This is a genomic window from Sulfuricurvum sp. (assembly GCF_049587615.1).
GTDB lineage: Bacteria > Campylobacterota > Campylobacteria > Campylobacterales > Sulfurimonadaceae > Sulfuricurvum.
The window spans coordinates 32,771-44,340 of record NZ_JBAVEF010000028.1 but is presented as its reverse complement, the minus strand read 5'-3'; the positions used below and the strand labels follow the sequence as shown (position 1 = coordinate 44,340).

The 11,570-nt window shown below is 44.3% G+C and carries 13 protein-coding genes and 1 tRNA gene; 9 read left to right on the top strand and 5 right to left on the bottom strand.

The genetic code is table 11. The features are described from left to right. The first annotated feature begins 93 nt into the window (after positions 1–93). The 7 genes from pyrH (at position 94) to WB308_RS06265 (ending at position 8,307) form a co-directional block, all read left to right on the top strand. On the top strand, positions 94–804 hold the full coding sequence (gene pyrH / locus WB308_RS06295) for a UMP kinase (RefSeq protein ID WP_424190073.1): 711 nt from the start codon (positions 94–96) through the stop codon (positions 802–804). A 23-nt stretch (positions 805–827) separates the two neighbouring features. Next, complete coding sequence (locus tag WB308_RS06290) at positions 828–1,043, top strand: DNA-directed RNA polymerase subunit omega (protein WP_424190071.1); 216 nt, start codon at positions 828–830, stop codon at positions 1,041–1,043. Between the two features lie 20 nt (positions 1,044–1,063). Continuing rightward, complete coding sequence (locus WB308_RS06285) at positions 1,064–3,223, top strand: RelA/SpoT family protein (protein WP_424190069.1); 2,160 nt, start codon at positions 1,064–1,066, stop codon at positions 3,221–3,223. A gap of 3 nt (positions 3,224–3,226) precedes the next feature. After that, the gene (tyrS, locus tag WB308_RS06280) at positions 3,227–4,429 is read left to right on the top strand and encodes a tyrosine--tRNA ligase (RefSeq protein WP_424190067.1); all 1,203 of its coding nucleotides are present in this window, start codon (positions 3,227–3,229) and stop codon (positions 4,427–4,429) included. After that, positions 4,426–5,517 carry a nitronate monooxygenase gene (locus WB308_RS06275; protein WP_424190065.1) on the top strand — a complete coding sequence of 364 codons (1,092 nt, stop codon included), beginning with the start codon at positions 4,426–4,428 and terminating at the stop codon, positions 5,515–5,517. Before tyrS ends, WB308_RS06275 begins: the two co-directional genes overlap by 4 nt. Continuing rightward, positions 5,514–7,061, top strand: coding sequence for an N-acetylmuramoyl-L-alanine amidase family protein (locus tag WB308_RS06270; protein ID WP_424190063.1), 1,548 nt, complete (start codon positions 5,514–5,516; stop codon positions 7,059–7,061). The genes WB308_RS06275 and WB308_RS06270 overlap by 4 nt, the downstream gene beginning before the upstream one ends. 286 nt (positions 7,062–7,347) lie before the next feature. Next, positions 7,348–8,307, top strand: a complete 960-nt coding sequence (locus WB308_RS06265; protein ID WP_424190061.1) for a hypothetical protein — start codon at positions 7,348–7,350, stop codon at positions 8,305–8,307. Between the two features lie 6 nt (positions 8,308–8,313). Here the strand turns inward: WB308_RS06265 and WB308_RS06260 are convergent, their stop codons facing one another. Next, positions 8,314–8,841 carry a hypothetical protein gene (locus tag WB308_RS06260; protein WP_424190059.1) on the bottom strand — a complete coding sequence of 176 codons (528 nt, stop codon included), beginning with the start codon at positions 8,839–8,841 and terminating at the stop codon, positions 8,314–8,316. Positions 8,842–9,109: 268 nt separating this feature from the next. On the opposite strand from WB308_RS06260, the gene WB308_RS06255 reads away from it, so the two are divergent. Further along, positions 9,110–9,277 (top strand): zinc ribbon domain-containing protein, encoded by a 168-nt coding sequence (locus WB308_RS06255; RefSeq protein ID WP_424190057.1) that lies wholly within the window; start codon positions 9,110–9,112, stop codon positions 9,275–9,277. 159 nt (positions 9,278–9,436) lie between these two features. Here WB308_RS06255 and WB308_RS06250 read toward each other — a convergent pair. The 3 genes from WB308_RS06250 to pyrF form a co-directional block, all read right to left on the bottom strand. Beyond that, positions 9,437–9,526: transfer RNA gene (locus WB308_RS06250), tRNA-Ser, on the bottom strand. A 71-nt stretch (positions 9,527–9,597) separates the two neighbouring features. Next, complete coding sequence (locus WB308_RS06245; RefSeq protein ID WP_424190055.1) at positions 9,598–9,744, bottom strand: hypothetical protein; 147 nt, start codon at positions 9,742–9,744, stop codon at positions 9,598–9,600. Positions 9,745–9,794: 50 nt separating this feature from the next. Then, positions 9,795–10,478, bottom strand: coding sequence for an orotidine-5'-phosphate decarboxylase (gene pyrF / locus WB308_RS06240; RefSeq protein ID WP_424190053.1), 684 nt, complete (start codon positions 10,476–10,478; stop codon positions 9,795–9,797). Between the two features lie 123 nt (positions 10,479–10,601). Between pyrF and WB308_RS06235 the strand changes: the two genes are divergently transcribed. Beyond that, positions 10,602–11,168 carry a YceI family protein gene (locus tag WB308_RS06235; protein ID WP_424190051.1) on the top strand — a complete coding sequence of 189 codons (567 nt, stop codon included), beginning with the start codon at positions 10,602–10,604 and terminating at the stop codon, positions 11,166–11,168. On the opposite strand, the gene WB308_RS06230 is transcribed toward WB308_RS06235, so the two are convergent. After that, positions 11,169–11,570 carry a hypothetical protein gene (locus WB308_RS06230; protein ID WP_424190049.1) on the bottom strand — a complete coding sequence of 134 codons (402 nt, stop codon included), beginning with the start codon at positions 11,568–11,570 and terminating at the stop codon, positions 11,169–11,171.

Here is an 11,570-nt window from a genome sequence, read left to right as displayed (position 1 = left end):
AAGCTTAGTGTAATCAAAGCAACCTTAAAGCGACAATAAAGTATAATGCTTCTAATTTAAAGAGCACATCAAAGATGCTTTATTGGGAGTTCTATGGGCTATAAACGTGTTTTGGTAAAATTCTCCGGTGAGGCATTGGCGGGTGAAAACGGTCACGGGATCGATACGAAAATCCTTAAGTTTATTGCGGGTGAGATCAAAACGCTCGTGGACGCAGGGATTGAAGTAGGTATTGTTATCGGAGGCGGCAACATTATTCGCGGGGTTACGGCTGCAGCCGATGGAATCATCCGTCGGACTTCAGGTGATTACATGGGGATGCTGGCAACGGTAATCAATGCGATCGCCATGCAAGAAGCATGTGAACATGAAGGGATGCTGGTCCGCGTTCAAAGTGCGATCAAAATGGAACAAATTGCCGAAGCCTTTATCGTTCGTCGTGCAACCCGTCATTTAGAGCGCGGCCGTGTCGTGATTTTTGCGGCAGGGACAGGAAATCCGTTCTTTACGACCGATACGGCTGCGACACTTCGTGCCATCGAAATCGGGGCAGAAGTCATTATTAAAGCGACCAAGGTAGACGGTGTTTACGATAAAGATCCTAAAAAATACTTTGATGCAATCAAGCTTCCGAGTCTCGGTTACGAGCAAGCGTTGCAAGATCATATCAAAGTAATGGATGATACTTCCATCGCACTGGCAAAAGAGAATAAATTGCCGATTATTGTGTGTGACATGTTCACTCCGGGTAATCTTCTCGAAATTATTCAGGGTAACTTATCGCGTTGCTCTATCGTACAATAAAAATCCAAAACCAAGGAAAAAAAATGAGACTTGAACAACTCACTGCAAAAGCACTTGAAACCGCAAATATCGATCGTTACCAATTGGCGATCGCTGTAGCAAAACGCTCAGAAGAGCTTTTAAACGGAGCAGCTACAAAATTAAATGTTGATGTGAAAAAAGCCAAAACGGCAGATATCGCTTTGATGGAGATTGCCGAGGGGCATATCACTATCAAAGGTTTCGTAGACCGAGACTAATTTCTTCTAAAGCTGCATCATTGAATACCATCGACATCGAAAAAGTAACCGGAATCAATGATGTTGAGGGTGCGATCGCACACCTCTACAAACATATTCATCCCTCTGATGCGATTAAACACGCCCTTACCTTTTCACAGCAAGCACATCAAAACCAGTTTCGTAAAAGCGGCGAACCCTACATTGTCCATCCGGTATTAGTCGCATCGATTGTTGCTAATATCACAGGGGATGAAGCGATGGTCATCGCTGCGCTGCTCCATGATGTGATCGAAGATACCCATATCACCATTGATGAGGTTGCACGTGATTACGGTGACGATGTTGCCCATTTGGTAGAGGGATTGACAAAAATCGATACGATTCGCGATGCTCAGCTTATCCCTTCGAATTCAGATGAAAGACTGGTCGTTTCCGCGTTATCGTTTCGTAAAATGCTCATTGCTTCGATCGAAGATGTACGGGTATTGGTCGTCAAATTATGTGATCGTCTCCATAATATGCTTACCTTGGGTGCTTTGGCTCCCGCAAAACAGCACCGCATCGCCGAAGAGACCCTTGTCGTTTATGCTCCTATCGCCCATCGTCTGGGGATCTCTTTTCTCAAAAATCTATTGGAAGACCTGAGTTTTCAATATCTCTTTACCGAAGAGAAACTGGCAATCGATTTGTATATGGAGGAAAACTTCCGCTCCATCAATGCCCGTTTGAGTGATTTTTGTGAAAAATTGACCAAAATGATGCTTGAAAACGGCTTTTGTCAGGAAGATTTCGAAATTCTCAGCCGCGTCAAGCATCACTACTCCATTTATCTCAAAATGCAGCGAAAGGGAATCAGTATCGATGAGATTCTCGATCTTTTGGCGGTACGGATATTGGTCAAAAAACCGATCGATTGTTACCGTGTTTTCGGGATGGTCCATCTAAACTTTCAACCGCTCAGTTCACGTTTCAAAGATTATATTGCGATCCCCAAAGAGAATGGTTATCAGACCCTTCATACGTCGGTTTTTGATTCAACGGCGATTTTTGAAGTGCAGATTCGTACCTATGAGATGCATGCCACGGCAGAGCTTGGTGTTGCGGCACACTGGAAATACAAAAGCGGCGGAAATAACCCGATCAGTCTCGATTGGCTCCATAACCTTCAATATCAGAATGAATCGGTCGAAGCGTTTTATGAGCTTATCAAAAATGACCTTTTCAGTGAAGATATCAGTGTCTTTTCCCCGAAAGGAAAACCTTTTACCCTTCCTCGGGGTGCGGTAGCGCTGGACTTTGCGTACGCGGTTCATACCGAAATCGGTGACAGTGCCGAGGGGTGTTTGATCAACAAAGAGAAAGCCTCACTTCTCAGTGAACTGCATAACGGCGATATTGTAAAAATTACGACGGCATCCAAAAAAATCAATCGATGCAGCTGGATCGATGCGGTGAAAACATCCCGTGCCAAAGCGAGTATGCGTGCTAACTGCAATCAGCGTATCCGTGCTATTGATACGGAGACAGGAGTCAACATATTGACCACTGTTTTCAATATGGATCCTGTTCGAATCGAAGAGTTGTTTACCCAGACCCATCTTGAAGAGCAACGCCATCGGATCCCGAGCGAACTTGATCTGCTCAAAGAGACAGTGAACCGTTTTACGCAGGAATTGGGTGAAAACAACCGCTTTAGTGCCTTTTTGGCCCGTAATCGGTTCAAAGTGAAACCGTATGTTTTCGCGTCGTTGGAAATATTTTCGAACAGCAGCGTAAGCGATGCGGTATTTGATTATTGCTGTCATCCGAAAACGGGGGATGAAATCGTCGCCTTTTTGCAAGAGGGGAAAGCCCATATTCATCATAAAATGTGCAAGAATGCGGCAGGGATGATCGATCGCCGTGAACCGATGGTATTTGTGCGGTGGAAAGCGCAGCACTATTTCCGTTACCATCTCATCATCAGTATGCAAAGTGCGCAAGGTTCGCTTGCCGATTTGCTCACCTATATGGCAAAAATGGGTGCTGATATTAACAGCATCGAATTGGGCAAAGAGAAATCGGAACACACCCAATACTGCGAAATGGAGTTTCAGACTCTCGAAGCCGATATTAACCGCCTTCGCTCCAAATTGGAGAAAAAAGGGAAAATCATACAATTTTTTCGGACGGATGACGCGTACCGAAGCCAAGGATAAATCATGATTCAAACAGCATTACGAGAAATCAGACGCGGCACTGCCGAAATTATTGACGAAGCGCGACTTGAAACCCTTCTTAAAAACTTTTTTGAAAAAGGGGAGACTTATACGGTAAAAGCAGGGTTCGACCCCACGGCTCCCGATTTACATTTAGGGCATACGGTGTTGCTTCAAAAGCTCGCAGCCTTTCAAAAATTCGGGGGGCATATTCAGTTTCTGATCGGCGATTTTACGGCACAGATCGGAGATCCTACAGGGAAAAGCGAAACCCGTAAAAAACTCCTTCCGGCACAGATTCAGCAAAATGCCCAAAGTTATAAGGATCAGGTCTTTAAAATCCTCGATCCGGAAAAAACGACGGTTGTATTTAATGCCGATTGGATCAATCCCCTCGGTGCGGCGGGAATGCTGGAACTGACGACGACCTATAATGTGGCTCGAATGCTGGAACGGGACGATTTCGATAAACGGCATAAAGCGGGAATCTCGATCTCTATTAGCGAATTTTTGTACCCGCTGCTTCAAGGGTACGACAGTGTTCATCTGAAAAGCGACGTCGAGATCGGCGGAACGGACCAGAAATTTAACCTCTTGATGGGGCGTCATTTGCAACGGGTTTACGAGATCGGCAAAGAGCAATCGGTTTTGATGATGCCGATTCTCGAAGGGTTGGACGGAGTACAAAAAATGTCCAAATCGTTGGGCAACTATATTGCCGTCGCCGATGCTCCGGGAGAGATGTTCGGTAAAATCCTGAGTATCAGCGATACGCTCATGTGGCGTTATTATGAACTTTTGAGTACCCTATCTCTGGATGAAATCGAAGCACTGAAAATGGGGGTAGAAAACGGCACACTCCACCCGAAAAAAGTGAAAGAGGCGTTAGCCCTGGAAATTACAGAGCGATTCCATTCCCATGAAGAAGCCCTCAATGCTCAAGCCGAATTTGAACGGGTTCATGCGCAGAGTGAAATTCCAACCGAAATGGATGAATTCACCCTTGAAGGGCCGATTTGGATTGCAAAAGCACTTGTAGATTGTGCTCTGAGCCCCTCTACTTCACAGGCCCGTAGGGAGATTAAGCAAGGCTCTGTTAAAATCGACCAAAATAAACTAAGCGATGAGCAATACCAACTTGAACTGGGTGAGTACATCCTTCAAGTCGGAAAACGAAAATTTGCGCGATTAAAGGTAACCCAATGAGCTTCAAACCACTTAAAATTGGCAAATACACCCTAAAAATCCCTGTTGTACAAGGGGGAATGGGTGTCGGTATCAGCTGGGATAAACTTGCGGGAACCGTGTCGGCAGAAGGCGGGCTCGGAGTTATCAGCGCGGTAGGTACCGGATATTATGAAAATAAAGCGCATGTCGATAAATTGGTTGCTAACCGACCTTTGGATGCAGAGAATTTTTATTCTAAAAAAGGGCTTGCCGCAATCGTCCACAATGCCCGTAAAATATGCGGTGATGCTCCTTTGGCGTGTAATGTTTTGTATGCCATTAATGATTACGGCCGGGTTGTGCAAGATGCCTGCGAAGCGGGAGTTGATATAATCATTACTGGGGCGGGCTTACCGACCAATATGCCCGAATTTACGACCGATTATCCGGAGGTTGCTCTGGTTCCTATCGTATCCTCTGCCAAAGCACTCTCTATTATCTGCAAGCGATGGCAAAAACGGTACAACCGTCTTCCCGATGCTGTGGTACTTGAGGGACCGAAAAGCGGCGGGCATCAAGGTTTTACCTATGAGCAGTGCGAGATGGAAGAGTTTCAACTCGAAAATCTTGTTCGCCCTGTTGTTGAAGAAGCAGCTTTATGGGGCAATATTCCGGTCATTGCGGCTGGAGGTATTTGGGATAAGAATGATATCGATGCGATGATGGAACTGGGGGCCGTAGGGGTACAAATGGGGACCCGATTTATCGGAACCTTTGAATGCGATGCGCATGAAAATTTTAAAAAAGTGTTATTGGAGGCCAAAGAAGAGGACATTACCCTGATGAAATCTCCGGTCGGTTATCCGGCACGCGGCGTTCGTACGAACTTGCGTAATCTGATCGATACACGTACGGGTCCTGCCATCAAATGTATCTCCAACTGTGTCGCTCCGTGTCATCGCGGTGTGGAAGCCAAAGAGGTGGGATTTTGTATCGCCGATCGGCTTAGTGATGCGTATGCGGGTGACTTGGAATTAGGTCTTTATTTTTCCGGCAGTAACGGGTATCGAATCGATAAAATTATCTCCGTCAAAGAATTGATGGAAAAATTAACCCAAGGGGAGTGAGCTTCAGCGTGCTGATCCGTATTCTCTTTCTCTCTTTTTTACTTTTCACCTCGGTAATGGGTGGCAATGATAACACCCGTTTGGAATCGGCAAAAAAAGCGCTTCTAAGCAGTGATGAAATCGAGCAATTTCGCGGATACAATGAGTTCAAGACCATTTATCTTCGGGCTACCCTGGACAAAAACACTACTTTGGCCAACGAAGCCCTAGAGGGGATTGTTACAGCCGGGGAGAAACTGGGGGTTGATGTCAGCAAATACCAAGCCGATTTGGCAAAGGTCAAAAAGAACGCTCCCAAAATGGAATCTGATCTCAAAAAGGAAAGTGATTCGGTAAAGCCTATATCTCCGGTACTTGCTCCCCCTAAATTTGCAACGCCTGAGCCTGAAAAACTGATCAAGCCTTTCACACTCAATCGAGCGGATGAAATTTCGATGACAATGCGCCATCGACTTTTGAACAGCCAATGGAAAGATAACGGGCTGGAATTGTTATTTGATACTCCCGTTTCCCCATCTGAAATTCGGATGTCAAAAATCATTGAAACCGACAAACAGCGGTTCCGTTATATCGTTGATATCGATTCTTCAACCCTGTCCAAGAGCCAGACGTTGGAGCACCAAAGCATCAATCGGATTAAAATGGCACAATTTGATGCGAAAACGCTTCGTCTTGTGATTGAACACAATCATCCAATTTCCATCAAGCCGCTACCAAGAGGCTCAGCCGTTTATATCGACCTTTCGTTGGAACCCCCTAAAATCACGCCACCTTTGGCAACGGTTCCGGTGAAACCGGTTGTACAAGAGCCTCCCCTTGTCGCGGCACTTCCACCTTTGATTAGCGTTACCCCGCGCGACCGTAGCAAAAAAGTTATTGTTATTGATCCGGGGCACGGAGGGAAAGACAGCGGAGCCGTCGGTAACGGATACATGGAAAAAGAGATTGTTTTACAGGTGTCCCATCAACTGAGTGAAAAACTTCGTGCTCAGGGCTATACGGTTTATATGACACGCAGTAACGACACCTTTATTGAGCTCAAAGACCGTACGAAATTCGCGAATGATAAAGAGGCTGATTTATTTATATCGGTACATGCGAACTCCATCCCTAAAACGTCGGATCCCTTGAGGGCACAAGGATTGGAAACGTATTTTCTCTCTCCTGCGAGAAGTGAACGCTCCATGCGGGTTGCTGCACTGGAAAACTCCGAAGATATGGAAGAGATGGGGCAGTACGGAAAGCTGAGCTTTCTGAGTTTTTTGAACAAAGAGAAAATTATAGCTTCGAATAAACTGGCGATTGATCTGCAAAAAGGGATGTTTGAAAACTTACGTAAGCAATTCCCTCATGTACACGACAATGGGGTACGTGAAGCTCCTTTTTGGGTCCTTGTTGGGGCGCAAATGCCCGCTGTACTTCTCGAAATCGGGTACATCAGTCATCCGGATGAAGCGTCAAGAATCGCTGATGAAAAATACCAACGATGGATGGTAGAAGGGCTTCAAGAAGGGGTAAACCGTTATTTTAGCAATAACAGTTAATTTTACTTTTTTCATTGAAATCGATATTCTACTCGATTTATAGCTTGTCGCTTCGACAAATTCTTCAACACTTCCGCAGTCGAACCATTCCCCTTATAACACCAGCACCGTTCCACTCATTGCTTTTGGTGAGGTAATGCTCTTTACGCAGGGAAAAGATAGTTTCTTATCCTAGAAACTTTTTGATTCTTAATAGGATTTTATCGCTATTTTTGCGCGTAAACCTGCTTACACACAAGTAACATTCTATATGATATAATGTGTAATCTCAATAAAAGGTTGTACTATGAAAACTAGCGTTCATTTGGCTTTGATTGCAGGGGTACTCTGCACATCCCTGAGTGCATCAACTTTCGATATCGCCGTTTCGGGATCGGAGAGAGGGATTGATGGATTTGCGCTCTCCATCGGTAATTATTACCGTGTTCCTTCACGGGAGATTATGGTGATAGAGCGTTCCATTCCTCGAGATGAACTGACCGTCGTCTATTTATTGTCCAATCGTTCGCACCGAAGTGCCGCTTATATTACCGATCTGCGTCTTCGCGGACTGAGCTGGTGGGACATTACAATTCATCTCGGACTCGACCCGTATAATCTCTATGTTGTTGACAGTTACAGACATTCAGGCCCTCCTTACGGCAGAGCGTACGGCTATCATGATGGAGGAAAAAAACACCGTTTACGGGATGATGAGATTGTCGAACTCTCCAATGTCCGTTTTCTTTCTAAATACCATGGGGTCAGTCCGGACGACGTTATAGACCGTCGTCGGCAAGGAGAACACTATAACATTATCGATGATCATTACCGCACACAAAAAGTTACTCCCCAACACCGTGAGGAAAATAGACTCCAACAACGAGAGGAAAACAGAGCCCAACAACGAGTTGAGCAAATAAAATCCCAACAACGTGAGGAAAATAGAGTCCAACAACGAGAGGAAAATAGAGCCCAACAACGAGTTGAGCAAATAAAATCCCAACAGCGTGAGGAAAACAGACTCCAACAACGAGAGGAAAACAGAGCCCAACAACGAGTTGAGCAAATAAAATCCCAACAACGTGAGGAAAATAGAGTCCAACAACGAGAGGAAAATAGAGTCCAACAACGAGTTGAGCAAATAAAATCCCAACAGCGTGAGCAACGAAAAGAAGAAGAACGGCGTGATGAACGCGGTTCAAAAGGGGGCAAAGATGAGAGAGGAAATGCCAATAAAAACCAGGGCAATCCAAATGAGCGTTAATCTCTCTTAAAACTCTTCCATCAAATGAATAGAGGCGGGGTTTTCCCGCACATACATCACCGCTTCTTCATTAAGGGGGCGGTTGGTCGCATAAAACCGCACACATGATCTCCCCTGAAGCATCGGGTTCTTATCGATATAAGTCGTACAATCGGCAATAAATACTTGTAAATCAATTTTTTTGACCTCTCTCAGAGCGGTTTCACACCGTACCAGTAACAGCTCTTTTTCCTTGAATCCGATTAAGTCTATCCCTTCCGCCTTTACCGATTCTGTGATGGTATACCCTTGTGTATTCCAATGTCGAGTAACGTCGATGCGATAATATTCGTTGGTGGAGGGGTATGTTTTGTCAGAGATAGCGGGACTAGGGATTGCGGAAGTTTCACTCTTTAGGAGGGATTGAGACTCTTTTAAAAATTGTTCTCTCTGTCTGTGCTCCTTGTCGGCAAGTTCCCCCTGTTTACGAGAGATAATCACCCTGATCCAGTAGGCTATGGCGACAATGATCAGCAGGGAAATAAAAGTTACCATGATAAATCCTCAAAATTTTGTAAATTATACAGCAATAAATTATGATAGTGTTTTCGGAAAATATATTTTGATTATTAGTGTGCACAATAGTTTTAAATCTTCATTTAATTATAGATGTGTATAATTGTTTAATTATACGAATCAAAAAAAAATATAATTCTACTTATATTAATGGCAGTTACAAAATTATTGTTTAGCAAGGGAACATTAATAGAGTAATGATTTAGTTCTTGATTCTTTATGTATATAATCATCAGTTTGGATAAAAATGGCAATCAAAAAATGTAAAGAATGTAAAAAATTAGTCAGTGATAGCGTGGATGTATGTCCATACTGCGGAGCACAATTAAAATCAAAAACACTATTTCTGATTTTGTTTGGAACAGCATTAATCGTTGTATATGGAATGAGTGTGTATATGAATATTGGTCAATAATTACGCTGCTTTAAAAGTGGGATGTCATTATCTCAGCTTGCGTATTTGCAAAAATGGTTTAATCCGTCGTCGATATTTTGGTATCAATGCTATGGCACTATAGCGTCACTGATGATTTTTTAGGTCTTTGTAAAGTACGGGAAATATAGGGAATTATGGTGGCGGACGAGGAGAGATTCGAACTCTCGGTACCGTTGCCAGTACGTCTCCTTAGCAGGGAGGTGGATTCAGCCGCTTTCCTACTCGTCCATATGTGTTGAAGAGGGCGTAATTATACGTAGCAGTAGATAACAAGCACCTTAAATGGGCGCTTGTTTGTGCTAAATTGCCGCAGAGTTTTTGGGTGTAGCAATAATTTGATCCAAAAGAGTTTGCAATTGCAGTGCAAGGGTATCATTGGAAGCTTTTGCTTCGGCAATTTTTTCTTTTAGTTTAATGACCAATTCAATTTTATCCATAAATTTCATGCAGACTCCTTGAAACGATTTGGCGAAATCAAGCAAGGAGTATTCCAGAGTTATAAGGCAGCTAATATTTTTTCGACTACTTCGGCAGGATTGGACGCTTTGTAAATCGGACGGCCGACCACGATAAAGTCTACCTTTTCTTTATGTGCCGTTTCGATGGTAGCGACTCTCTCCTGATCCCCTGCATCTTCCCCGAAAGGGCGAATCCCAGGGGTAAGCGTTACAAAACGATCCGATGTGAGCAATTTAATCGAAGCACTTTCATACGCACTGCATACGACACCGTCAAGCCCCGATTCGTGAGCATCTTGGGCAAACCGGTCCGCTTTTTTCGCGATCCCCTCTCCGTATACATGGGTAAATTCATTCTCTTCAAATGAGGTGAGGGCCGTGACGGCGAGAACGAGAGGACGGTTTTCATACGGTTCCAGCCGTTTCATCACTTCACGCATCGCTTTACGCCCGGCAGAAGCATGGACATTGAACATATCGACCCCCAACCCCATAATGGACTCGGCGGCATCGGCCATGGTGTTGGGGATATCGTAGAGTTTGAGATCTAAAAAGATTTTGAATTCGGGGTTAATGGCTTTGATGGCATCAATAAAGGGTTTTCCGTCCCGAATGTAGGCACGCAAGCCTACTTTGATCCAGATGGGATAGTTTTTGATTTTTTCGATGAGTGCTAAATTTTCTTCCTGACTCGGAAGATCGAGAGCGACGCATAACTGCATACTGAACCTTTGAAAATTGATACCAAAAGTATAGCTTAAAAAGTAGGATCATTATCATTACATTAATAATTCATTGAGAAAAACAATCTACAATATCCACAGATTAACCCAAAAGGATAGACGATGAAAAAAAGTTTGATAGCAACCGTTTTAACCACGTTATTGCTAGGATCATCCGCAGTGTCTGCAGCTGTTTACAAAGTAGACGCATCGCATTCAAATGTCGGTTTTAAAGTGAAACACATGATGGTGAGTACAGTAACGGGAAAATTCGGTAATTTCTCCGGAATGTATGATTTGGAGAAAGGGCAGTTTAAATCACTGAGCGGAGCGGTCAATGCCGGTTCCATCGATACCGGTATCGCAAAACGGGATGATCATTTACGCAGTGCCGATTTTTTTGATACGGCAAAATTCGGCGATATTAACTTCGTCATGACCAGCGCATCGAAAAGTAAAATGACGGGGAACCTTACCATTCGAGGAGTTACGAAAAAAGTGACGCTTGATATTGATATGGGGGGTACGGTAACCGATCCGTGGGGTAATCAACGTTCCGGTTTCGTCCTTACCGGACAAATTAACCGCAAAGATTTTGGTCTAAACTGGAATAAAGCGATTGAAGCGGGCGGTGTTGTTGTCGGGGATGAGGTCAAACTGGTGATTGAGATCGAAGGGATTGAAGAGTAATTAGAACATTTTGATAAAACCGTCCCGTTTGGGGCGGAATCCTTCCAGATCCTTTAGAGTAATCCCCTGATGTTTTCCCCATACCAAGAGATGGTGACATTGGTGCATTTTGGCGTAATCGCCCAAGTAATCGACCATTTCACGACTCAGATGTTCATATCCTTCACGTGAGACAAAATCATCGACGATCATATGGCGTCCCAGCTCTAAATTCTCCCGTATACTCACCCCTGCATAAATACGCAGTTCTCCACGCTCATACGCACCGATAGAACGGTAATCCTTGGGATATTGGGATGCGATAAAGGTTTCAAACTGCTCCAGGGTGAGTTCGGAACGAAAGGTTGAAAGGAGGATGAACCCCTCCGTGAGTTCTGACGCGGAGAGTTCCCGAAATTGCAC